This window comes from Pseudomonas sp. UBA6323 (assembly GCF_002439135.1).
In the GTDB taxonomy this organism is placed as follows: Bacteria; Pseudomonadota; Gammaproteobacteria; order Pseudomonadales; family Pseudomonadaceae; genus Aquipseudomonas.
Genome location: NZ_DJSX01000002.1, coordinates 19,176 through 40,945 on the forward strand (window position 1 = coordinate 19,176; position 21,770 = coordinate 40,945).

Annotated in this window: 21 protein-coding genes and 1 pseudogene; 7 read left to right on the forward strand and 15 right to left on the reverse strand. The window is 63.0% G+C overall.

Features of this window, described 5'->3' with window-relative positions:
- Positions 1 to 92: 92 nt before the first annotated feature.
- The 4 genes from B3P22_RS00250 to B3P22_RS00265 all read right to left on the reverse strand — a co-directional run bounded on the left by B3P22_RS00250 (position 93) and on the right by B3P22_RS00265 (position 2,876).
- A complete protein-coding gene (locus B3P22_RS00250; RefSeq protein WP_296269422.1) occupies positions 93 to 836 on the reverse strand; it encodes an SDR family NAD(P)-dependent oxidoreductase in 744 nt (247 codons plus the stop codon).
- A gap of 62 nt (positions 837 to 898) precedes the next feature.
- Complete coding sequence (locus B3P22_RS00255) at positions 899 to 1,246, reverse strand: hypothetical protein (RefSeq protein ID WP_212630121.1); 348 nt, start codon at positions 1,244 to 1,246, stop codon at positions 899 to 901.
- 166 nt (positions 1,247 to 1,412) lie between these two features.
- A complete protein-coding gene (locus B3P22_RS00260; RefSeq protein ID WP_296269423.1) occupies positions 1,413 to 1,937 on the reverse strand; it encodes a DUF3087 domain-containing protein in 525 nt (174 codons plus the stop codon).
- A gap of 111 nt (positions 1,938 to 2,048) precedes the next feature.
- Positions 2,049 to 2,876: an AraC family transcriptional regulator gene (locus B3P22_RS00265; RefSeq protein ID WP_296269424.1), complete on the reverse strand. Its 828-nt coding sequence runs from the start codon at positions 2,874 to 2,876 to the stop codon at positions 2,049 to 2,051.
- Positions 2,877 to 2,997: 121 nt separating this feature from the next.
- Between B3P22_RS00265 and B3P22_RS00270 the strand changes: the two genes are divergently transcribed.
- A complete protein-coding gene (locus B3P22_RS00270) occupies positions 2,998 to 3,516 on the forward strand; it encodes a carboxymuconolactone decarboxylase family protein (protein WP_296269425.1) in 519 nt (172 codons plus the stop codon).
- Positions 3,517 to 3,534: 18 nt separating this feature from the next.
- Positions 3,535 to 3,788, forward strand: a pseudogene (grxC, locus tag B3P22_RS00275) (glutaredoxin 3).
- A 163-nt stretch (positions 3,789 to 3,951) separates the two neighbouring features.
- Here the strand turns inward: grxC and B3P22_RS00280 are convergent.
- Positions 3,952 to 5,400 carry an alpha/beta hydrolase gene (locus tag B3P22_RS00280; protein WP_161866541.1) on the reverse strand — a complete coding sequence of 483 codons (1,449 nt, stop codon included), beginning with the start codon at positions 5,398 to 5,400 and terminating at the stop codon, positions 3,952 to 3,954.
- A gap of 151 nt (positions 5,401 to 5,551) precedes the next feature.
- Here B3P22_RS00280 and B3P22_RS00285 point away from each other — a divergent pair, with 151 nt between their 5' ends.
- Genes B3P22_RS00285 through arsH form a run of 4 tightly spaced genes read left to right on the forward strand, consistent with a single transcriptional unit; the run spans position 5,552 to position 8,384 of the window.
- A complete protein-coding gene (locus B3P22_RS00285; RefSeq protein ID WP_161866542.1) occupies positions 5,552 to 5,908 on the forward strand; it encodes a metalloregulator ArsR/SmtB family transcription factor in 357 nt (118 codons plus the stop codon).
- A 9-nt stretch (positions 5,909 to 5,917) separates the two neighbouring features.
- Positions 5,918 to 7,201, forward strand: coding sequence for an arsenic transporter (locus B3P22_RS00290; RefSeq protein ID WP_161866543.1), 1,284 nt, complete (start codon positions 5,918 to 5,920; stop codon positions 7,199 to 7,201).
- A 15-nt stretch (positions 7,202 to 7,216) separates the two neighbouring features.
- A complete protein-coding gene (locus tag B3P22_RS00295; RefSeq protein WP_296269426.1) occupies positions 7,217 to 7,687 on the forward strand; it encodes an arsenate reductase ArsC in 471 nt (156 codons plus the stop codon).
- A 10-nt stretch (positions 7,688 to 7,697) separates the two neighbouring features.
- Positions 7,698 to 8,384 carry an arsenical resistance protein ArsH gene (gene arsH / locus B3P22_RS00300; protein WP_296269427.1) on the forward strand — a complete coding sequence of 229 codons (687 nt, stop codon included), beginning with the start codon at positions 7,698 to 7,700 and terminating at the stop codon, positions 8,382 to 8,384.
- A 70-nt stretch (positions 8,385 to 8,454) separates the two neighbouring features.
- Here the strand turns inward: arsH and B3P22_RS00305 are convergent, their stop codons facing one another.
- Together B3P22_RS00305 and B3P22_RS00310 are read right to left on the reverse strand one after the other, a co-directional pair.
- Entirely contained in the window at positions 8,455 to 8,817 is a 363-nt protein-coding gene (locus B3P22_RS00305) for a hypothetical protein (protein WP_296269428.1), read from the reverse strand.
- The gene (locus B3P22_RS00310) at positions 8,810 to 9,277 is read right to left on the reverse strand and encodes a hypothetical protein (protein ID WP_296269429.1); all 468 of its coding nucleotides are present in this window, start codon (positions 9,275 to 9,277) and stop codon (positions 8,810 to 8,812) included. The genes B3P22_RS00305 and B3P22_RS00310 overlap by 8 nt, the downstream gene beginning before the upstream one ends.
- A 216-nt stretch (positions 9,278 to 9,493) precedes the next feature.
- Here B3P22_RS00310 and B3P22_RS00315 point away from each other — a divergent pair, with 216 nt between their 5' ends.
- Positions 9,494 to 10,048: a nucleotidyltransferase family protein gene (locus B3P22_RS00315; protein ID WP_296269430.1), complete on the forward strand. Its 555-nt coding sequence runs from the start codon at positions 9,494 to 9,496 to the stop codon at positions 10,046 to 10,048.
- Positions 10,049 to 10,288: 240 nt separating this feature from the next.
- Here the strand turns inward: B3P22_RS00315 and cyoE are convergent, their stop codons facing one another.
- The 8 genes from cyoE to hrpA all read right to left on the reverse strand — a co-directional run bounded on the left by cyoE (position 10,289) and on the right by hrpA (position 21,630).
- Positions 10,289 to 11,245 (reverse strand): heme o synthase, encoded by a 957-nt coding sequence (gene cyoE, locus B3P22_RS00320; protein WP_296269431.1) that lies wholly within the window; start codon positions 11,243 to 11,245, stop codon positions 10,289 to 10,291.
- A complete protein-coding gene (gene cyoD, locus B3P22_RS00325) occupies positions 11,245 to 11,586 on the reverse strand; it encodes a cytochrome o ubiquinol oxidase subunit IV (RefSeq protein WP_197855993.1) in 342 nt (113 codons plus the stop codon). Before cyoD ends, cyoE begins: the two co-directional genes overlap by 1 nt.
- Complete coding sequence (gene cyoC / locus B3P22_RS00330) at positions 11,586 to 12,212, reverse strand: cytochrome o ubiquinol oxidase subunit III (protein ID WP_296269432.1); 627 nt, start codon at positions 12,210 to 12,212, stop codon at positions 11,586 to 11,588. The genes cyoD and cyoC overlap by 1 nt, the downstream gene beginning before the upstream one ends.
- Before the next feature lie 2 nt (positions 12,213 to 12,214).
- A complete protein-coding gene (gene cyoB / locus B3P22_RS00335; RefSeq protein ID WP_296269433.1) occupies positions 12,215 to 14,203 on the reverse strand; it encodes a cytochrome o ubiquinol oxidase subunit I in 1,989 nt (662 codons plus the stop codon).
- Positions 14,204 to 14,205: 2 nt separating this feature from the next.
- Positions 14,206 to 15,123, reverse strand: coding sequence for a ubiquinol oxidase subunit II (gene cyoA / locus B3P22_RS00340; protein ID WP_296269434.1), 918 nt, complete (start codon positions 15,121 to 15,123; stop codon positions 14,206 to 14,208).
- Positions 15,124 to 16,663: 1,540 nt separating this feature from the next.
- The gene (locus tag B3P22_RS00345) at positions 16,664 to 17,239 is read right to left on the reverse strand and encodes a DUF6436 domain-containing protein (protein ID WP_296269435.1); all 576 of its coding nucleotides are present in this window, start codon (positions 17,237 to 17,239) and stop codon (positions 16,664 to 16,666) included.
- A complete protein-coding gene (locus B3P22_RS00350; RefSeq protein WP_275544526.1) occupies positions 17,236 to 17,505 on the reverse strand; it encodes a hypothetical protein in 270 nt (89 codons plus the stop codon). The genes B3P22_RS00345 and B3P22_RS00350 overlap by 4 nt, the downstream gene beginning before the upstream one ends.
- A 99-nt stretch (positions 17,506 to 17,604) precedes the next feature.
- Complete coding sequence (hrpA, locus tag B3P22_RS00355; RefSeq protein WP_296269436.1) at positions 17,605 to 21,630, reverse strand: ATP-dependent RNA helicase HrpA; 4,026 nt, start codon at positions 21,628 to 21,630, stop codon at positions 17,605 to 17,607.
- Positions 21,631 to 21,770 lie beyond the last annotated feature (140 nt).

A 21,770-nucleotide genomic window follows, 5' to 3' on the forward strand; every position in this document is an offset into this window, starting at 1 on the left:
TCAATAACCTTTAAGCGTTGACCGTGAGGTTGAGCAAATGTCAGGGGATATGTCGCGCAGTCGGGGCGGCAGCCATGCCGCCCCTGAACCGCTCACTGCAGGGTATAACCCTTGTCCACCACCCAATCCTGACCATAGACGCCGCGTGCTCCGTTGCCCAGCTGGAACAGCACCACTTCGGCGATCGCCTGCGGTTCGAGGAACTCACCATTGACCAGGCGCTTGTTCACTTCACTGGCGACACCCGCCAGGGCATCCTCGGCCAAGCCCAGACTGTTCCAGATCGGCGTCGCCGTCGGTCCCGGCGAAACCAGATTGAGCCGCAGCCCTTCGCCGGCATGTTCCAGTGCCAGGCTGCGCACCAGCGCCGACAACGCTGCCTTGCTGGCGATGTATCCACCGAGCCCGGCGAAACCAAGCTGGCGCAGGAACGTACTGATGAACACCACGGACGCCGGCCGCGCCAGATGCGGCTTGATCACCTCGAAGGTATTCACCGCGCCAGCGCCGTTGACCCGCCACTGCTGCTCGAATGCCTGCATGTCGCCGCCCGGCGCGAGCCGCGCGATACCGGCATTGGGCACCAGATAATCCACGGCACCGAGTCGCCCGGCCCGCTCGGCCAGTGCGTGCAGGGAGTCGATATCGGTGACATCGCCGGCGCACCAGTGCAGCTGCTCGGGGTAGGACGCCTGCAACGCGGCCAGTGCACCGAGGCGCCGCGAGAAGGCAAGCACTCGCGCACCGCGCTGCAGCAACAGATCGCACACAGCCAGCCCAATACCCGAGCTGGCCCCGGTCACGACCGCCAGACGGCCCTGAAAATTCGTATTCATGAAAAGTCCTCGAAGCGAAAAAAGTGAATGCGGTGGCTGAGTAACCTCCCAGCCAAATCGATTTACTGAGCCAGCAGACGGATACCGTTCATTTCCACTTGCTGGCCCAACTCGAAGCGCTCATTAGGCGAGCGCACCCACTGTTCGCGACCGTCTTCATGACGCACGACATAGGCCGTACCGCTGTTGCCACTGGCGGACTGAACCTGAGCTCCGGACCAAAGCCCGGCGGCAGCGCCAACCAGCGCACCGACGGGGCCGCCAGCGGCAGCGCCGAGCATCAGGCCGGACAGGCCACCGAAGCCGGCGCCGACGGAGTTTTCCTCACGCTCGGCGACCACTTCGGCCGCCTGCAAGACACTGGTGGCCGCAAGGCCAAGGGAAAAAGCGAGCAAGGCAAGGGGTTTCATCTGATTTTCTCCTGTAATGGGCATTGCACCCGGAGATAGTCAGATTTCGTGCCACATATTTTTATCTTGAAAAACAAATAGATAGAAAAATAAAGGTACTAATGACAGCAGAAAATAAAAGTCAAAATAACAGCAAATAAGTCATTGTGACTCGATAACGAAGTGTTCAGTTGAAGGACTTCACCCACTCCAGCGAGGCAGGATCGAGCCGCGTCTGCTCGATATCCAGCCCACGCTGCTGCATCGCCTCGCGGTGATCGTCGATCTCGCGCACCATCTGGCTCAGCTCACTGGAATTGCCGTCGAGCTGGTGCATCTGGGTGACCCCCAGGTGATAGAAACGCAGCAGTTTCATCGCGCTTTCATCCCCCTGCGCCACACCCGCCTTGACGTGATGCATGACGTTGGTGATGCGCATCAGGCTGCGTTTGAGCCGCCAGCCATAAACGGCCGGTGCCATGAACGGCCGCGACCATAGCTGCTGGCGCACCAGGGCGACGGTGAGCATCAGACCCGCTGCCACACCGAGCAGGTTCCACCTGAAGTTGTCGCCACCGGGCGTGCCGAACACCTGCGTACTCAGCGTGGCGCAGAGCATGGCCAGCGCCACGAAGACGACCGCGATCACCATCGTGCTGCGGCGTGTCTGCTGGCGGTAATAGGCGGGGTCGATGGCTTGGATTTCGAACATGGCGCGACTCTCGAAGCAGGCAGCGTGGGGCGCCACCATGCACTATCGGGGCACTGTGGTCGAGCCCGATCAACAGCCCGATTGCCGCAGATCAAAGCTGCCGCGTGATACTCAACCGCCCTGCTTCAGCCACTCACTGGGGCTCGTTCCCACCTTGCGGCGAAACGCGCGGGCCAGGGCCGAGGGGCTTTCGTAGCCGACCTCATCGGCGATCAGTGCCATGGGCCTGCCTTCACGCAGGCGCTTCTGCGCCAGGCTGACGCGCCAGCCCACCAGATAATCGGCCGGCGTAGCGCCTACCACCTGGTGAAAATACGCAGCGAAACTGGCCCGCGACATGCCGGCCAGCGCAGCCAACTCGGCCACCGACCAGCCATGTTGCGGCTTCTCATGCATCCGATTGAGCGCGCGCGCCAGGCGCGGTTCGGCAAGGCCCGCGATCATCCCCGAGGCCAGTTCGCGATTGTTCATCAGATGGCGCAGCAGCTGGATCACCATCAGCTCGAAAAGGCGGTTGAGCACCAGTTCACGCCCGCAATCCTCCCCCGCCGCCTCGGCGAACAGCCAGTCCAGGCAACCGCTCAGACTCGGCAGCTCGCGCAAGGGTTTGACGATGGCCCCGGGCAGCGACCGCGACAGCGGATTGTCGATGCCACCATCGAAGGCCAGGGTGGCGCAGACCAGTTCGGCGCCGTCGGCCTCGCTGGCGCTCATCTGGTGCAGGCGCGGCCTGGCCACCAGCATCAGGCTCGGCTCGGCCAGATGCAGTTCGCGGCCATCGCCCTCGCGAAAGCTCATGCGTCCGGCGCGCAGCAGGTGGATGTAACCGTGCGGCTCATGCTCGCCATGGCTGCTGGTGCCGCAGAAGCCACCACGGTGGAAGGTGCTGGCGTGCAGATTGAAGTGATGCAGCAGGCTGGACAGGCGATCCATGTTCATTTCGGTCTCTTGGACGATCTGTCGCATAACATCGACGATCTGAATCCGAAAGGCCAGCTCGTTTCAATAATCTGACTCCAGGCTTGAACGACAAGCTCCCCACCAAGACTGGAGAATCACCATGACTCGCATCGCCGCACTGCCCTTCGAGCAAACCGCTGCCAGCGCCCAGGCGCAACTGGAAGGCATCCGCAAGGGACTCGGTTTCATCCCCAATACCTTCGCCACCCTGGCCCACGCCCCGGCCGCGCTGAGCGGCTACCTGGCGCTGTCCCAGGCCCTCGGCAAAGGCACATTGAACGCCAGGGCGCGCGAAGTGGTGGCGCTGGCCAGCTCGCAGGTCAACGGCTGCGACTACTGCCTGGCCGCGCACACCCTGTTCGCCGGCAAGGCCGGTTTGAGCGAGGCAGACATTCGCAGCGCCCGCAATGGCGAGTTCGATGCCGTGGCGCGCCTGACCCGGCAGGTCATCGACAGCCGTGGCCGCATCAGCGATGCGCAGCTGCAAGCCGCACGCGAGGCCGGGTTGAGTGACGCCGCTATCGTCGAGGTGGTAGCCAACGTCGCGCTGATGACGCTGACCAATTACCTCAACAACCTGGCCGAAACCGTTGTCGACTTTCCACCAGCAGCCGTCTGATGACGCCGGAGGTCCACCATGCAAGCCGTCACCCTCTACACCACTGCGTACTGCCCCTACTGCATCAATGCCAAGGCGCTGCTGACGCGCAAGGGCGTGACCTACGAGGAGATCGACGTGAGCCGCTCGCCCGAGCTGATGGCGCAAATGCTGCAGCGCAGCAAGCGCCGCAGCGTGCCGCAGATCTTCATCGGCGAGCAGCTGTCGGTGGCTTCGATGATCTGGCCGCGCTAGAGCGTGCAGGCAAGCTGGACGCGCTGCTGCAAGACTGAGCGGCGACGGCCGGCCTGGTGGGCGGCCACCGCCCTGCTGGTCGCCGCTATCAACGCGCGCCTGTTGCCGCGATGGCCAGCAGCGATCGGCAGGCACGCCACGCGGCCGGTGTTCGCGCCCATAAAAGGGGAAGAAACGCATGCTGGCCGCCCACCTCGGCGCTCACTCCAAGTGCTCGTCGATGCGCTGCAGCAGGTAGTCGTAGAAGGGGTTGGAAGTTGCCCGTTGCAGACTGTCCAACCCCACCACCAGCACGCCATGTTCACCACGCGGCGCCAGGGTGCCGAGCGATACGCCATAGGATTCGTCCGCTGCCGGGTCGCTTCCGTACAACGGATCGCTCGGCGGGAACGGCAAGGCCACATGCGACAGCGAGAACAGCTGACTCGGATAGTCCACGCCCAGCGGCTGACGCTGAACCTGCTGGCTGCCTGCGGCGATACGTCGGGCCTCGACTGCACGGCCCTGCTCGGTGACCACGCCGACCACGGTCAGGTCGTAGTCACGCCGAGCCGTTGGCAGCAGTTGCTCCAGCAATCCGCTCATATCGGCTCGCAACAGGGAGCTGGCGGCCTGCGAGCGATTGATATCGAACACCACCAGCTCGCTGTCGTTGGCCGGCAGGCGCGCGAACAGCTGGCGCACCACCGCGGGCGTGCTCACGGTGCTGTCGGCCAGTGATTGCAGGGCCAGCACCGGTGGCAGCCGCGACAGACGGCCATCGGCCTCGGCAGCATCGAAGGCGCTCTGCACCTCGCGGGTCAACTCGTAGGTCTGCCGCGCCGCCTGCACCGGGAAGGAGTTGTACTTGAACGGATTGAACTCCGGCAGCACGTTCATCCACGCCGACTTGGCGAACGCCGGCAGCACCGCCGGCAGGGCCGCCAAGCCGGCGTAACGGGCGTAGCTGGTGACGCCGATCATCGGCGAGATCAGCACCAGACGTTGCGGCATGGCCAGACGTTCATCCTCCAGCGCCGCCAGACTGTAGCGCAGTGCCAGCGCCCCGCCATTGGAGTAGCCGACCAGATACAGCGGCCCGTCCGGTACCTGACGCCGCGCCTCGCGCACAGCCAGGCGCGTGGTGGCCAACCATTGCTCCCAATGCGCAGCGGTGAGCGCCGCCGGCACCGTGCCATGGCCGGGCATGCGCGGCACCACGGCGAGCAGCCCCCGCTCGCTCAGATGCCGCGCGATATGGCGCAGGCTGTAGGGCGAGTCGGTCAGGCCGTGCAGCAACACCACCACGCCTCGCGCCGGGCCCGAAGGCGGCAGGATGAAGGAACGGTTCCAGTCATGCGGCAGATTGCCGGGGTAGACCGGGCTGTCGCTGGCATAACGGCTGTATGGCGCCGTGCCGGAGACCGTGACCGGCTCGATCAGATCACGTTGCAGGCGCTCGAAAAGGGCCGCCTCGGCAGCCAGGTAGGCCTGCCAGTCGCCCTCATCCAGCTCGCTGACCTCCAGCTCCTGCGGCACCAGGCGGTGCCAGGGCTCCAACTCGGGCAATGCCGACAGCCCGGCGATACGAATGCCGAGCAAGGCCACCAGGATCAACAACAGCACCACCAGCGTCCAGGCCATCACGTTGCGCATGCGCGGTAAACGCATCAAGCGCCTCCCTTGAAATCTCTGGCCGGGAAAATCCGTCCCGGCGACCGGCTCGGGGACTGTAGTGCAAAGCCCCGACGAGCTCCACCGGGTTTGCCTTACACATATGGATTTTCGTATATTCGGAAAACCACATATTTGGGCTCCGCCAATGTCCGATCAACTGTCCCCACCCGCACTGTTCAAATCCCTGGCCGACGAAACCCGCGCACGTGCCGTACTGCTGATCGTCGAGCAAGGTGAGCTATGCGTATGCGAGCTGGTCTGCGCATTGGCCGACAGCCAGCCGAAGATCTCACGTCACCTGGCGCAACTGCGCACGAGCGGCCTGCTGCAGGACCGCCGCCAGGGCCAATGGGTGTACTACCGCCTGGCGCCGGATCTGCCGCAATGGGTGCGTGACGTGCTGGCCGCCACCCTGGCTGCCAACCGCACCTGGCTGCAGCAGGATGCCAGCCGTCTCGCCAACATGGGCGACCGCCCTGCCCGCCTCGCCACTTGCTGTTGAGAAGCCCGCATGCTTATCGCCGCCGCCATCTTCGTCTTCACTCTGATTCTGGTCATCTGGCAACCGCGCGGCCTTGGCGTCGGCTGGAGTGCCTCGCTCGGCGCGGTGCTGGCCCTGCTCACCGGAGTGGTCAGCCCCGGCGACATTCCCACTGTGTGGGACATCGTGTGGAACGCGACCTTCACCTTCATCGCCCTGATCATCATCAGCCTGCTGCTGGATGAGGCCGGCTTCTTCGAGTGGGCTGCGCTGCACATGGCGCGCTGGGCCGGCGGCCATGGCGCACGCCTGTTCGCCCTGTGCATTCTACTCGGCGCAGCGGTATCGGCGCTGTTCGCCAACGACGGCGCCGCGCTGATCCTCACGCCCATCGTCATTTCCATGCTGCTGGCGCTGCGCTTCTCGCCGGCCTCGACCCTGGCCTTCGTCATGGCCGCCGGCTTCATTGCCGATACCGCCAGCCTGCCACTGGTGGTGTCGAACCTGGTCAACATCGTCTCGGCCGACTACTTCGGCATAGGCTTCGGCGCCTACGCCGCGGTGATGGTGCCAGTGAATCTGGTCAGCGTGACCGCCACCCTGGGCATGCTCTGGCTGTTCTTCCGCCGTGACATTCCTGCGCGCTATGCCGTAGGCAGCCTACCGGCGCCGCGTGAGGCGATCCGCGATCCACACACCTTCATCGCCGGCTGGATCGTCCTGCTGGTGCTGCTGCTCGGTCTGTTCGCGCTGGAGCCGCTGGGCATCCCGATCAGCGCGATTGCTGCAGTGTGCGCGGCGGTGCTGTTCGGCGTGGCCGCGCGCGGCCATCACATCGCCACGGCCAAGGTGCTGCGCGGTGCGCCATGGCAGGTGGTGGTGTTCTCGCTGGGCATGTATCTGGTGGTCTACGGCCTGAGCAACGCCGGCCTCACGGCGGACCTCACCACCCTGCTCGACGCGCTGGCTGCGCAAGGCATCTGGGCCGCCGCCATCGGCACCGGCCTGCTCAGCGCCCTGCTCTCCTCGATCATGAACAACATGCCCAGCGTACTGATCGGAGCTCTGGCCATCGACGCCAGCCAGGCCAGCGGCCTGGTACGTGAGGCAATGGTCTACGCCAATGTGATTGGCTGCGACCTCGGCCCCAAGATCACCCCCATTGGCAGCCTGGCCACCCTGCTCTGGCTGCACGTGTTGGCCCGCAAGGGCATCCGTATTACCTGGGGCTATTACTTCAGGGTCGGCATCATCCTCACCCTGCCGATCCTCCTGCTGACTCTTGCCGCTCTGGCCCTGCGCCTGAGCCTCTGACCCGGAGCCTTCCTGATGAAAGTCTTGTTCATGTGCACGGCCAACAGCTGCCGCAGCATTCTCTCCGAGGCGCTGTTCAACCATATTGCCCCGCCCGGCTATCAGGCCGTCAGTTCCGGCAGTTTCCCCCGCGGCCAGGTACTGCCGCGCAGCCTGAGCACCCTGGAGGCGGCCGCCATCTCCACCGCCGGCCTGTCGAGCAAGGGCAACGAGGCCTTCGAAGATAGCCCGCCGGACATTGTCATCACCGTCTGCGACAAGGCAGCCGGCGAGGCCTGCCCGGTGTACTTCGGCCCGGCGCTGAAGGCGCACTGGGGCCTGGAAGATCCTTCCCACGTGGAAGGCGATGAGGCCACCATCGACGCTGCCTTCCACGCCACCCTGGCGCATATCGAGCGGCGCTGCCGCGCCTTCCTCGCCCTGCCGTTGCGCAACCTGAGCCGCGCCGAGCTGCAACAGGCACTGAACCAGATCGGCGAACTGTAAGGAGAATCGCATGAGCGATCTGCCCAACCTCGACAGCGACCTGCTGCCAGCGGCCGCCCCCAGCGACGCCCCGGCGCCGCGCATCCTGCTGCTGTACGGCTCCAACCGCGAGCGCTCGTTCAGCCGCCTGCTGGTCGAAGAAGCCGCGCGCCTGCTCCAGCACCTGGGCGCCGAGACACGCATCTTCGACCCGTCCGGCCTGCCCCTGCCGGACGATGCCCCGGTGGAGCACCCCAAGGTGCATGAACTGCGCGAGCTGATGCAGTGGTCGGAAGGCCAGGTGTGGTGCTCACCGGAACGCCACGGCGCCATGTCGGCGGTGTTCAAGGCGCAGATCGACTGGGTGCCGCTGGCCATGGGCGCGGTGCGTCCGACCCAGGGCAAGACCCTCGCCGTGCTGCAGGTGTGCGGCGGCTCGCAGTCGTTCAACGTGGTCAACCAGCTGCGCGTGCTCGGCCGCTGGATGCGCATGTTCACCATCCCCAACCAGTCCTCGGTACCGAAGGCCTTCCTCGAATTCGGCGACGACAACCGCATGAAACCCTCGCCCTACTACGACCGCCTGGTGGATGTGATGGAAGAGCTGATGCGCTTCACCTGGCTGCTGCGCGACCACCCGGAACTGGTGGATCGCTACTCAGAACGCAAGGAGTCGGCCGAGGAGCTGATGCAGCGGGTCAATCAGAACAGTATCTGAGACGGTGGGAGGCGCTTTAGCGGCGACAATCGCGGCTAAAGCCGCTCCTACGGAATCGAGTGCAGGCTGATCAGGCGGCCGCGACGTAGAGCGGCGAGGCGGCCAAATACAGCACGACCAGCAGCACGCTCAGGATCAGTGCATTGAGTTGAATGCGCCGGACCTTGCTCAGACCGGCAAACTCCTTGGCGACGCTCAACACGAAGATGGCGCCTACCACCAGCATCGCCGGCATGGAGACCAGCGTGTCGGCCAGCCAGCTGTTCATCAGTCGCTCGCTGCTCGGGTAGAGCTCCTGACTGATCGCCATGTAGCTGGGCCTGGCGCTGACCATGCCCCAGTAGGCTGCCAAGGTGATCAACTGCAGCAGGAGCAATGCCAGATTGCAGAGCGTCTTCAAGCGCGGGAAACGACCTCGGTCACGGTTAGCCACAGAGCAGGCCCCCATTCTGGGTCTGCCCCATCATGTCCTTGATCACCCCACGCACCTTGGTGTCGGCCAACTGCCCGCCACTCGACTCGACCTTCACGCGGCTCAGCGAAAAGCCGGCCTCGTTGTTGGCGTCATAGATGGTGAAGTTGACGTCCACGCTGCCACTGAACAGCAACGTACCCTTGAGCTCGACTTCCCGCAGCTTGCCGACCAGCGATGAGCGACTGCACAGCCAGGCGTGCTTGCCCGCGTCGATCTTCATCCAGCTGGTCTCGATATGGCCGGCGATCAGCGTGCCGCTGTTACCACCGACCTCAGGCCCGGTAGCGATACCGAACACCTGCGGCTTATCGGCGCTTGCACGCCTGATCTGGATGTAGACGCCACTAAACAGATTGAAGCCAATGCTGGTCTTGGGGATGGCCGCGCCGACGCCGCTGGCCAGGATCTTCATTTCCATTACATGTTCCCTATGTAGAGTTGAATCAACCGCGGAGATTGGAGCAATGCGGTCCGCCTTGCCATGAACGATCACACAAACGGGCACTCCTGAGCGGCTCAGCGCTTCAGACCTTCCGAAACAGTATTGGTGCCGGGCGATCAACGCGCCGCGCTAGCTCAAAAGACCAGATCAACTGAACAGGCAAGCAAGGGACACCGCTGATAGGCTGCGCACATGAATCTCGCCGCTCAACTCCAGACCCTCATTGCCAACGACCCACAGCGCTTGCGCATCCTGCAACAGGTGCGCGGGCTCGACCTGCCCGATTGCTGGGTAGCCGCCGGTTTCGTGCGCAGCGCGGTCTGGGATCACCTGCACCAACGCACGCCATCCCCGCTGCCGGAAGATATCGACGTGATCTGGTTCGACCGCAGCCAAATCTCCCCTGCTCGCGACGCTGAACTGGAGACGATGCTGCGCCAACAGGACGAATCGCTGCAGTGGTCGGTGAAGAATCAGGCACGCATGCATCTGCGAAATGGCGATGCGCCTTATGCCTCGGCTACCGAAGCGATGCGGCACTGGCCGGAGACCGCGACGGCGGTGGCCGTGCGACTGGATGAGCAAGATGAGGTTGAAGTTGCCGCACCGCTCGGCCTGGAAGACCTGTTCGACCTCGTGGTACGTCCGGCGGGGAGATTCAAGGATGAAAAGCAGCCGATCTACCAGCAACGACTGCGCGACAAGAACTGGCTGGCGACTTGGCCGAAGCTGAAGGTGCTGCCGTAGGGTGGATGTCGCTTTTTACATCCACCGATGGTGGATCGGTGAAGCGTGATCCACCCTACCGCGATAACACCGTGAGAGGCGCTTCAGCGGCGACAATCGCGGCTCAAGCCGCTCCTACAAAGTTGACTACATGCCCACCGGCGGGGGATGTGAAGCGCGAATCCAACCTATGACAAGAACATCGTGGGAGGCGCTTCAGCGGCGACAATCGCGGCTCAAGCCCCTCCCACGAAGCCAAGGTCAGATACCGGCGACCACCGCGCAGATACCCTGCGCGCTGCCGACGAACTGGCTGCACAGGTGATTGATGGAGGTCACCAATACCTGCTCGGGCGAGGAGATGAAATCCACCGACATCATCACGCTGAGCATGGTGATGCTGATGATGGAGAAGGTGAACAGCTTGCGCGCCCACACTCGATCATCGGCGGCCTTGTAGCCCGACACGCCCATCCACAGCCAGTAGGCACCGCTCAGCGCGGCGACCACGAAGTAGCTGTAGCCGGCGTAGCCGCTGAGCGTCAGCATCAGGGTCGCGACCACGAAGGCCGCGATGTACAGCACGATCTGCCGCTTGGCAGCCGAGATGCCCTTGATGACCGGCAGCACCGGGATGTTCGCGGCCTGGTAGTCATTGAAACGGAAGATGGCGATGGCATAGGAATGCGGCATCTGCCACAGGCTGAAGATCAACAACAGGATGGCGGCGCCGGCATCGAACTCGTTGCTCACCGCGCAGTAGCCGACCACGGGCGGAGCCGCCCCGGACAGGCTGCCGACCAGAGTGCCGTACACCGAGCCACGCTTGAGCCACAGGCTGTAGAGGCCGACGTAGACCACGAAGCCCATCAGCACCAGCATCACTGCCAGGGTATTGGTGGCGGCGTACAGCACGGCCACCCCGGCTACCCCGAGCGCGAAGGCATAGACGATGGCGTGCGCAGGTGAAACCAGCCCCCGTGCCAAGACGCGATTGCGCGTGCGCTCCATCTTCTGGTCGATGTCCCTATCGATGTAGTTGTTGAACACGCAGCCTGAGGCGATCACCAGGGAAACCCCCAGCGCTGTCGCGAGGAACAGCGCCAGGTTCGCATCGCCGCGCGAAGCCAGGAAGAAACCACCCGTCACGGAAATCAGATTGCCGAAGACGATGCCCGGCTTGGCGAGGTTGAGGTACTGCTTCAGGAGCGCCAGCATCAGTTGATCATCATGTGATAGTGCATGCTCCACATGATCCAGACCGACAGGCCGACCACGAACGCAATGATCAGCACGGTGAAGATCATCGAAACGACATTCCAGCGGCCTTCCGCGTCGGTCTTCATGTGCAGGAAGTACACGAGGTGGACGAGCACCTGCACCAGACCGAAGAGCACCACGGTGATCAGCGTCGCGCCGCGGCTCAGGCCCAACAGCTCAGGGTGCATGACCAGAGCGAACGGAATCACCGTGAGAATCACCGACAGGATGAAACCGGTCAGGTAATCCTTGAAGCCCACATGGCTGTCATGCGCGACGTGAATGTCTTGGTGAGCCATTACAGCACCCCCATCAGGTAGACGACGGTAAATACGCAGATCCACACCACGTCGAGGAAGTGCCAGAACAGGCTGAGCAGTCCCACGCGGGTTTTGTTGGTGTCGGTCAGGCCACGGCTGCCAACCTGGAACATCAGCACCAGCATCCACAGCAGACCGGCACTGACGTGCAGGCCGTGGGTGCCGACCAGGGTGAAGAACGCCGACCAGTAGGCGCTGACCTGCGGCCCGGCACCTTCGTGGATCAGGTGACGGAACTCGTACAGCTCGATGCAGATGAAGGTCACGCCGAACAGGAAGGTGATGCCCAGCCAGCGCAGCACCGCGCCCTTGTCGCCACGGTAGGTGGCGAGCATGGCCATGCCGTAGGTGATGCTGGAGAACAGCAGCGCGAAGGTTTCCACCAGCACCAGGTGCAGGCCCGGGCTGAGCATTTCCTTGGCGGTGGGACCACCGGCGAAGGAATTGCTGAGTACCGCGAAGGTGGCGAACACCGTGGCGAAGATCAGCAGGTCGGTCATCAGGTAGACCCAGAAGCCGAACAGCTTGATTCCACTAGTGTCGTGGTGGTGCTCATGGCCGTGGCCATGAGCGTCATGTGGAAAATGGGATTCGTAAGCGGTCATGGTTAGGCCTGTACGACTGCGTTGGCTTTGGTTTGATGGTGCGCCTGCTCGATCCGCGCGATCTCTTCGGGCTGCACGTAGTAGTCGATGTCATTGTCGTAGGAACGCACGATGAAGCTGACCACGGCACCGACCAGACCAACGATGGCCAGCCACCAGATGTGCCAGATCATGGCGAAGCCGAAGGCGATGACGAACGCCGACACCACCAGGCCGTTGCCGGTGTTCTTCGGCATGTGGATCGGCTCGTAGTGCTCCGGCGCGGGCATCAGGTCGACACCGTTCTTCTTCGCTTCATAGAAGGCGTCGATCTTGTCCGCCGTCGGGATGACCGCGAAGTTGTAGAACGGTGGCGGCGAGGACGTCGCCCATTCCAGGGTACGGCCATCCCAGGGGTCGCCGCTCACGTCGAGGTTTTCCTTGCGCTTGATGTAGCTGGTGACGAACTGCACCACGGTGAAGACGATGCCGATACCGATCAGCACGGCGCCGACCACGGCCACCTGCACCCACGGCACCCAGGCCGGGTTGTCGAAGTGGTTGAGGCGACGGGTCATGCCCATGAAGCCCAGCACGTACAGCGGCATGAAGGCGAAGTAGAAGCCGATCAGCCAGCACCAGAAGGAGTAGCGGCCGAAGCGGTCGATCAGCTTGTAACCGAAGGCTTTCGGGAACCAGTAGATGATGCCGGCCAGGTAGCCGAACACCGCACCACCGATGATCACGTTGTGGAAGTGGGCGATCAGGAACAGGCTGTTGTGCAGCACGAAGTCCGCCGCTGGTACCGCCATCAACACGCCGGTCATGCCGCCGATGGAGAAGGTCACCAGAAAGCCCAGGGTCATCCAGGTCATGGCGTTCAGTTGCAGACGGCCACGGAAGATGGTGAACAGCCAGGTGAAGATCTTCACGCCGGTGGGAATGGCGATGATCGAGGTCATGATGCCGAAGAAGGCGTTGACGCTGGCCCCCGAGCCCATGGTGAAGAAGTGGTGCAGCCACACCACGAACGACAGCACGCCGATGGCCGCGGTCGCCCAGACCATCGAGGCATAACCGAACAGGGTCTTGCGCGAGAAGGTCGCCACCACTTCGGAGAACACGCCGAACGCCGGCAGGATGAGGATGTACACCTCCGGGTGACCCCAGATCCAGAACAGGTTGGCGTACATCATCGGGTTGCCGCCCAGTTCATTGGTGAAGAAGTGGAAATCCAGGTAGCGGTCCAGCGACAGCATCGCCAGGGTCGCGGTCAGCGGCGGGAAGGCGCCGCAGATCAGCACGCAGGTCACCAGAATGGTCCAGGTGAAGATCGGCATCTTCATCAGGCTCATGCCTGGTGCACGCATCTTGAGGATGGTGGCGATGAAGTTGACCCCCGTCAGCGTCGTCCCCAAGCCAGATAACTGCATGCTCCAGATGTAGTAATCCATCCCCACGCCGGGACTGTACTGAATCCCTGACAACGGCGGATAAGCCACCCAGCCGGTCTTGGCGAACTCGCCCAGGCCCAGCGACAGGTTGATCAGCAGCGCGCCGCCGACGAACAGCCAGAAGCTCAGCGAGTTCAGGTAGGGGAAGGCAACGTCACGCGCGCCGATCTGCAGCGGCACGACGATATTCATCAGGCCGGTGACCAGCGGCATGGCCACGAAGATCAGCATGATGATGCCGTGCGCGGTGAAGATCTGGTCGTAGTGCTCGGGCGGCAGGTAGCCCTGGCCGTCACCGTGGGCCATCGCCAGGTGGGTACGCATCATGATGGCGTCGGCGAAGCCACGCACCAGCATGACCAGCGCGACGAGGATGTACATCACGCCGATTTTCTTGTGGTCCACCGAGGTGAGCCACTCGCTCCACAGGTAGCCCCACTTCCTGAAGTAGGTCACCGCCGCGAACAACGCCAGACCACCCAGCGCCACGACGGCCAGGGTGATCATGATGATTGGCTCGTGGTACGGAATCGCATCCAGAGTCAGTTTTCCAAACATATTCACTCCTGCACCTCCGCTGCTTCGTGCATGGCCGTGCTGTGGGAATCTTTCAGGGTCACGTACTGCCCGATCACCTTGTTAAACAGGTTCGGTTCGACCTGGCCGAAGTAACGGATCGGGTAGACCGGGTAGCGGTGGTTGACCATTTCGCCGGGCTCGCCCACCTGCTTGAAGGCGGCGAAGTCCATGACATCGGGCGACTGCTTGACCTTGTCGACCCACTGCGCGAAGTCTTCATCGCTGACCGAGTGGGTGGTGAAGCGCATGGCCGAAAAGCCTTCGCCGCTGAAATTGCCGGACTGGCCGAAGAACTCGCCCTGTTCGTTGGCGATCAGGTTGAGCTGGGTACGCTGGCCGCCCATGGCGTAGATCATCCCGCCGAGCTGCGGGATCGACAGCGCGTTCATCACCGTGTCGGAGGTGATGTGGAAGGTCACCGGCGTCTTCTCTGGAATCACCAGCTCATTGACCACCGCCACGCCCTGGTCCGGATATATGAACAGCCATTTCCAGTCGAGCGAGACGACTTCGATGTTCAGCGCCGGCTTGTCCGATTCGATCGGGCGATAGGGGTCGAGCGAATGCGAGGTTTGCCAGATGATGACCGCCAGAACGGCGACGATGATCAGGGGAACGCCCCAGACGACCAGTTCGATCTTGTGCGAATGTGCCCAGTCGGGCATGTAGGTGGCCTTCTCGTTCGACTCGCGATAACGCCAGCCAAACAGGAAGGTCATGATGATCACGGGTACCACCACGATCAGCATGAGTCCGATGGAGATCAGGATCAGATTGCCCTGCTCGACACCGATCTGCCCTTTCGAGTTGAACAGTGCCCAGTCACATCCACCGAGCGCCGAGAAGGCAATCGCCATCACCAGCCAGCGCGCACAACGATGGTATTTCTCTTCTTTCATGTCACGACCTTCAACTGAGTGAGCCCCACGATCGGCTTCAGTTGCCGTGCGGCCCATCGAGTAAAAGGCCGGCAGCAAAAACTCAGAGCTCGAGCATCCGTGCAAGCGAAGCGGTGAACCGTGGGAAGCGCGGATGTTGCAGGGTTCGACAGCCTTGCACAATTAGTTAGCAGCCTACTTATGAGCCAGCTGACCACCCGTGGCCGACATATTTCGCAACATATATGCAAAGATTTGAAACACTTTGTTGAAAGAAGCCAGCAAAGAAGCGAACGGGTGCGACAAAAGACCACAGCCCCGGTTTAGAGCTTTTTGTCAGCAAATTGACAGGAATCAATGACACAGAAGATGCGGCCAACCGGCGCCAAGGTTTCCCTTGACACTGAAACAAAGTCGAGAATGGATCTCTAGCGAGACGGCGTCAGCCCGAATACGAGCACGCCTCGTTAAGCGGATGAGCCAACCCCAAGGCCGATCATGTAGGAGCGGATTTATCCGCGATAGAGTTCGGCTCCTGACCATGATCGCGAATAAATTCGCTCCTACAGTGTTGTAGCCCGGATGCAATCCGGGGCAATTGAGCGCGGCCAAAAAGCATCGCGGCTGAAGCCGCTCCCACAGAAGTACAGCGCTCGCAGCGCTGACACAGCGTTCTTGTGGGAGCGGACTTGTCCGCGAAGCCTTGCGTCCTGCAAGGCGCAATGGCAGCCGGCAACAATTTCTGCAGGAGCGGCTTCAGCCGCGATTGCTTTGACTTCACCGCAATCCGCCCCGGATTGCATCCGGGCTACGCGATTGCGCCCGCAGATACCTCTCGATCCAAAGCGTTATCGCGGACAAGTCCGCTCCCACAGAAGCACAGCGCTCGCTGCGCTGACACAGCGTTCTTGTGGGAGCGGACTCGTCCGCGAAGCCTTGCGTCCTGTATGACGCAATGGCGGACGGCAACAGTTTCTGTAGGAGCGGCTTCAGCCGCGATTGCTTTGGCTTCACCGCAATCCGCCCCGGATTGCATCCGGGCTACGCGATTGCGCCCGCAGATACCTCTCGATCCAAAGCATTATCGCGGACAAGTCCGCTCCCACAGAAGCACAGCGCTCGCAGCGCTGACACAGTCGCCCTTGTGGGAGCGGACTCGTCCGCGAAGCCTTGCGTCCCGCAAGGCGCAATGGCGCCGGCAACAGTTTCTGTAGGAGCGGATTTATCCGCGATAGTGTTCGGCGCCTGACCATGATCGCGAATAAATTCGCTCCTACAGATTCAGACTCGTGCACCCGTTCTACAGCCGCCCCATAACCCCGTGGGAGCGGATTTATCCGCGATAGGAGGATCAAGAATAAATTCGCTCCCACAGCTTCCGTAGCCGCCTGCTATCCAAGGCGCCTCCGCATGCTCTAAGCAATTGCCGCCGGCAACGCCTTCTGTGGGGAGTTTTAGCCGCGAAAAGCATCGCGGATAAATTCGCTCCTACGCCGGAAAGACGCCCCTTTTTCACGCGGCAATGCCTTTTCCCTGCTCGCCCCGCAACCATCCTAAGTCACTACTTCCAGGCGCAATAACACCCCACCGCCAGGCCGCTGGCCAGGGAGACATGGCGCCCCTGGGTCAGTGCCTCGAGCACCGGCTCGACGAAGCTGTTGCTGGAGTTACACACCAGCCCTTCGCTGTAAGGGCCGGCATAGGCCAGATTGCCGTCGCGATCCCAGATCGCCAGCGCCGGGCTGGCCGGCAGCGACTCCATACCCTCGATACCCGGCAGGGGCTCCATCCGCCCGCGCAGAAACGGCGCGATCTCACCTGTGCTGCCCGGCTTCTGCACGCTGTAGAACTCGACATCGGCATTGCGATGCAGGCCGATCAGGTAGCGCAGGTGCGCGTCGGTTTCCGCGTTGCAGGGGCAATCCGGGTCCCAGAAGTGCACCACGCGAATCGGCCTGGGCCCGGCCAGCTCGGGCGGCAGTTTCAACTCGCCCTGACCGAAGATCACCGTCTGCTCGGCATAGGGCCGCAGATAGGCCGCGCCGCTGAGCCACCAGATCAACACGATTGCCGCCAACACCACGGCAAAGAAGCCCAGCACAAAGTGCTTGAGCGTCAGGCGGCGAAACACACTCATGGTTTTTCGCCGAACTTGCGCAGGAACTGCTTTTCCATTTCCTGACAACTTTCCACGGTGAAGGCACGCTCACTGTCGGCGCCCTTGGTGCGCTCCCAGCAGGCTGCGATGGCCGCGCGCTCACCCGCTTCAATCTCGCCACCCTGCGGGCGGGTGACGAAATAGATAAAACCGGCAACCAACGAAATTACAAACAGAAGCCCCACCACAAACAGCCCCAGGCAGCCACTGCGGCTCAGCCCAGCGCTTTCATCTTTTGCGCTCATGTCTCACTTCAACCTTCACAGTGGAACCCACTTCGAATCGGACGCCAGGCGCCCTACCTTGCCGCGCCGGCCCGGGCAGTGCAGCCCAGGCCACGCCGATCACGCTTCAACCAGCGTCCACTGCTTGCTCAGGCGCTTGTCCGACACCGCCATCTTGGTGCCCAGTTGCTGGGCGAACAGCGACACGCGGTATTCCTCCAGCATCCAGCGATACAGCGTGAGCTGCGGGTCACGCTTGCCTTCCTGGGCATGTTTGCCAGCACGCGCCTTGTACTGTTCCCAGTAGCCGGTCAGCTCGCCGGTCCATACGCGGTCACGCTGCACCTGCGCGCCGACCTTGTCCAGGCGCTGCTCGATGGCCTTCAGATAGCGCGGAATTTCCTTGAGCCACTCGCCCGGCGTCTCGCGCACGAAGCCGGCATAGACCAGATTGGCCAGTTGCAGTTTGATGTCGTTGAGCGCCATGGCCTGGGCCAGGTCGATCTTGCCCTTGAAGCGCTTCTGCAGGTCATGGTGCAGCTTGAGAATCTCCAGCACCTGGCGGGCGATACGCTCGGCATGCGCCGTCCAGTCGCCACGCTTGCGCTCGGCCAGCTGCGCCAGGGCCGCGCCATCGCGCGGCAGGGTCGCTTCGCCTTCGAGGATGCAGGCATCCAGGCTGGCCAACAGAATGTCCTCGACCAGCGCCTCGATACGGCCGATATCGCGATAAAGCAGGCCCAGCTCGGTCAGCCCCGGCAGCTTGCCGCGCAGGAACTTGGCCTGCTCGGCCAGTTGTTGCAGCAGCAGACGTTGCAACGCACGGCGATGCTGAAAGTCGGCCTCGGCCTGGGTCGGGAAGCGCCCTTCCTTGACCACACCCGCCTCCTCCACCAGCGCCGGGTAGACGGTCATGGAAAGCCCGGCAATCTTCTGCTGCGCCTTCTCGGCCACCTCGGCGAAGACCTTGGCCTCCACCGCTTTCGGTTTGTCGCTCTGCTGCGGGATGGCCAACGCGGCCTGGCTGGCTTCGGCGAAACGCGCGGTCAGCTCGGCCAGGTCGCGGCCTTCACCGAGGAACTTGCCGCGCGCATCCACCACCTCGATATTCATCTTCAGATGGTTTTCCAGGCTTGCAGCCGCTTCTGCCCAAGCCTCGTCGGATACCCGCGCACCAGTCATGCGCAGCAACTCTTGGCCGAGCGCCTGCGGCAACGAGCCCTGGCCAAATACCAGCTTGTCCAACGCGGCGCCGACGAAGTCCGGCACCGGCACGAAGTTCTTGCGTAGTGCCTTGGGTAGGCCGCGCACCAAGGCAATGCACTTGGCCTCCAGCAGGCCCGGCACCAGCCATTCCAGGCGCTCGGGCTGCAGTTGCGGCAACAGCGGCGCCGGCACGCGCAGGGTCACGCCGTCACGCGGATGATTGGGTTCGAAGTGATAGCTCAGCGGCAATTGCAGCTCGCCGATGCGCAAAGTGTCCGGGTACTGTGCGGCGGTGACTTCCCTGGCATCGCGGGCCAGGGCGTCTTCCTCGCGCATGATCAACAGCTGCGGGTCGGCGGCGCTGCCTTTCTTGTACCAGCTCTCGAAACTGGCGGCCTGGTAGATGTCCTGCGGGATGCGCGCCTCGTAGTAGCCGAACAGGGTTTCCTCGTCGGCGAGAATATCGCGGCGGCGCGACTTGGCCTCCAGCTCGTCGAGGCGTTCCAGCAACTGACGGTTGGCAGTCAGGCAGCGCACGCGGCTGTTGATCTCGCCACGCACCAGGCCCTCGCGGATAAACATCTCACGCGACACGGGCGGATCAATGGGACCGTAATGCACCGGGCGGCGACCGACGATGATCATGCCGTACAGGGTGACCTGCTCGTACGCCACCACCTGGCCGCGCTTCTTCTCCCAATGCGGTTCCAGATGGTTCTTCTTCACCAGATGCGCCGCCAGCGGCTCGATCCAGTCCGGCTCGATCTTCGCCACCATACGGGCGAACAGCTTGGTGGTTTCCACCAGCTCGGCGGCCATCACCCAGTTGGGTTTCTTGCGCCCGATCACGCTGGATGGGTGAATCCAGAAGCGCCGCTGGCGTGCGCCGAGGTAGTCGCCCTCCTCGGTCTTCTGGCCGATCTGGCTGAGCAAGCCAGCGAGAATCGCCTTGTGCACAGCAGCGTAGTTCTTCGCCCGCACCGCCGCCTCGCTGGCCTCGGCCTGCTCGCGCAGGATCACGTTGACCTTGGTATCGGTGGTGGGCGCAATCTTGTGGGAGCGGTCTTGACCGCGATTGCTCGCCGCAGCGGCAGCATCGCGACCACGCCCACTCTGCAACTGCAGCTCACGGGCGATCAGCACCAATTGTCGGTGCGCGTCACGCCATTCGCGCAGGCGCATGTAGTTGAGGAAGTTCTTCTTGCACCAGGTGCGCAGCGGGTTGCTGCCCAGCTCCTGGCGTTTCTCCTCGAAGCCGCGCCACAGGTTGATCAGCGCGGCGAAGTCCGAATCCACATCCTTCCACTGCGCATGCGCCTGGTCGGCGGCCTGCTGGCGATCCATCGGTCGCTCGCGTGGATCTTGCACCGACAGCGCGGCGGCAACGATAAGGATTTCTTCCAGGCTGCCCTGCTTGGCGCCTTCCAGCACCATGCGCCCCAGGCGTGGGTCGATGGGCAGACGTGCCAGTTGCCGGCCGATGGGCGTGAGCTGGCTTTCGCGGTTGACCGCCGACAGCTCCTGCAACAGGTTGAAGCCGTCGCTGATGGCCTTGCCGTCTGGCGGCTCGATAAAGGGGAAGTCCTCGATGCTGCCCAGGCGCAGGTGCAGCATCTGCAGGATTACCGCCGCGAGGTTGGTACGCAGAATCTCCGGGTCGGTAAATTCCGGGCGACCGAGGAAATCCTCCTCGCTGTACAAACGAATGCAGATGCCCGGCTCGACCCGCCCGCAACGGCCCTTGCGCTGATTGGCGCTGGCCTGCGACACCGGCTCGATGGGCAGGCGCTGCACCTTGGCGCGGTAGCTATAGCGGCTGATGCGCGCGGTGCCGCTGTCGATAACGTAGCGGATGCCCGGCACGGTCAGCGAGGTTTCCGCCACGTTGGTGGCCAGCACGATCTTGCGCCCCGGCATGGGCGCGAAGATCTTCTGCTGCTCGGCCGGCGTCAGCCGTGCATACAGCGGCAGCACCTCGGTATGGCGCAGGTTGGCCTTGCGCAGCACCTCGGCCGCCTCGCGAATCTCGCGCTCGCCGGGCAGGAACACCAGCACATCGCCGGGGCGCTTGCCCACGCTGCGCTCGTGCTCGGCGATCTCGTCCAGCGCGGCGAGAATGCCCTGGTCGATGGACAGGTCATCGAGCAGGCGCTCGCCCTCCTCGTCCACCTCGGCCGCCAGCGGGCGGTACCAGGTTTCCACCGGGTAGGTGCGACCGGACACCTCGATGATCGGCGCATCGTTGAAGTGTTTGCTGAACCGCTCCAGATCGATGGTCGCCGACGTGATGATCAGCTTCAGATCCGGTCGACGCGGCAGCAGGGTCTTCAGGTAGCCGAGCAGGAAGTCGATGTTTAGCGAACGCTCGTGCGCCTCGTCGACAATGATCGTGTCGTACTTTTCCAGAAAGCGGTCGTGCTGGGTCTCGGCGAGCAGGATACCATCGGTCATCAGCTTGATCAGCGTGCCGTCCTTGCTCTGATCCTCGAAACGCACCTGATAGCCGACCAGCTCGCCCAGCGGCGTGCCGATCTCTTCCGCTACCCGAGTCGCCACACTGCGCGCCGCCAGCCGACGCGGCTGGGTATGACCGATCAGCCCATGCACACCCCGACCGATTTCCAGGCAAATCTTAGGCAACTGCGTGGTCTTGCCCGAGCCGGTCTCACCGGCGATCACCACCACCTGGCTCTTTTCCAGCGCGGCCTTGATCTCGTCGCGCTTGGCGGCAATCGGCAGCGCATCGTCATAGCGCATGGCGGGGATGCTGCTGCGCCGCGCCGCCACTTTATCGCTGGAGGCCTGAAAACGCTCCAGCCACTGCGCCAGCTTGGCCTCGTCGGGATGCTTCTGCAGCTCATGTAACTGCCGGCGCAAGCGATGGCGCTCGGCGATCATGACGTGGTCGAGTTTCTTCTGCAGCGTGGCGAGGTCAGTCATCTGGATCGGGGCAATCTGGGCAAAGGCGGGATTGTCGCAGATTACGGCTTATGGCGGGCAGGCTATGCAGCAGCGGAAGAGCGCGAGATTAAGGCGTAAAGAGAGCGGTGGCTTTCGGCCAAAAGCGGGCGATCGCTCAG

Coding starts and splice junctions, on each gene's coding strand:
- hrpA (WP_296269436.1), bottom strand. CDS start 21,630: ATGACTGACCTCGCCACGCTGCAGAAGAAACTCGACCACGTCATGATC.
- B3P22_RS00290 (WP_161866543.1), top strand. CDS start 5,918: ATGCTTATCGCCGCCGCCATCTTCGTCTTCACTCTGATTCTGGTCATC.
- cyoE (WP_296269431.1), bottom strand. CDS start 11,245: ATGCTGGCGCTCCTGAAGCAGTACCTCAACCTCGCCAAGCCGGGCATC.
- arsH (WP_296269427.1), top strand. CDS start 7,698: ATGAGCGATCTGCCCAACCTCGACAGCGACCTGCTGCCAGCGGCCGCC.
- cyoC (WP_296269432.1), bottom strand. CDS start 12,212: ATGACCGCTTACGAATCCCATTTTCCACATGACGCTCATGGCCACGGC.
- B3P22_RS00345 (WP_296269435.1), bottom strand. CDS start 17,239: ATGAGTGTGTTTCGCCGCCTGACGCTCAAGCACTTTGTGCTGGGCTTC.
- B3P22_RS00255 (WP_212630121.1), bottom strand. CDS start 1,246: ATGAAACCCCTTGCCTTGCTCGCTTTTTCCCTTGGCCTTGCGGCCACC.
- B3P22_RS00250 (WP_296269422.1), bottom strand. CDS start 836: ATGAATACGAATTTTCAGGGCCGTCTGGCGGTCGTGACCGGGGCCAGC.
- B3P22_RS00295 (WP_296269426.1), top strand. CDS start 7,217: ATGAAAGTCTTGTTCATGTGCACGGCCAACAGCTGCCGCAGCATTCTC.
- B3P22_RS00310 (WP_296269429.1), bottom strand. CDS start 9,277: ATGGAAATGAAGATCCTGGCCAGCGGCGTCGGCGCGGCCATCCCCAAG.
- B3P22_RS00315 (WP_296269430.1), top strand. CDS start 9,494: ATGAATCTCGCCGCTCAACTCCAGACCCTCATTGCCAACGACCCACAG.
- B3P22_RS00350 (WP_275544526.1), bottom strand. CDS start 17,505: ATGAGCGCAAAAGATGAAAGCGCTGGGCTGAGCCGCAGTGGCTGCCTG.
- cyoA (WP_296269434.1), bottom strand. CDS start 15,123: ATGAAAGAAGAGAAATACCATCGTTGTGCGCGCTGGCTGGTGATGGCG.
- B3P22_RS00285 (WP_161866542.1), top strand. CDS start 5,552: ATGTCCGATCAACTGTCCCCACCCGCACTGTTCAAATCCCTGGCCGAC.
- cyoB (WP_296269433.1), bottom strand. CDS start 14,203: ATGTTTGGAAAACTGACTCTGGATGCGATTCCGTACCACGAGCCAATC.
- B3P22_RS00260 (WP_296269423.1), bottom strand. CDS start 1,937: ATGTTCGAAATCCAAGCCATCGACCCCGCCTATTACCGCCAGCAGACA.
- B3P22_RS00270 (WP_296269425.1), top strand. CDS start 2,998: ATGACTCGCATCGCCGCACTGCCCTTCGAGCAAACCGCTGCCAGCGCC.
- cyoD (WP_197855993.1), bottom strand. CDS start 11,586: ATGGCTCACCAAGACATTCACGTCGCGCATGACAGCCATGTGGGCTTC.
- B3P22_RS00280 (WP_161866541.1), bottom strand. CDS start 5,400: ATGCGTTTACCGCGCATGCGCAACGTGATGGCCTGGACGCTGGTGGTG.
- B3P22_RS00265 (WP_296269424.1), bottom strand. CDS start 2,876: ATGAACATGGATCGCCTGTCCAGCCTGCTGCATCACTTCAATCTGCAC.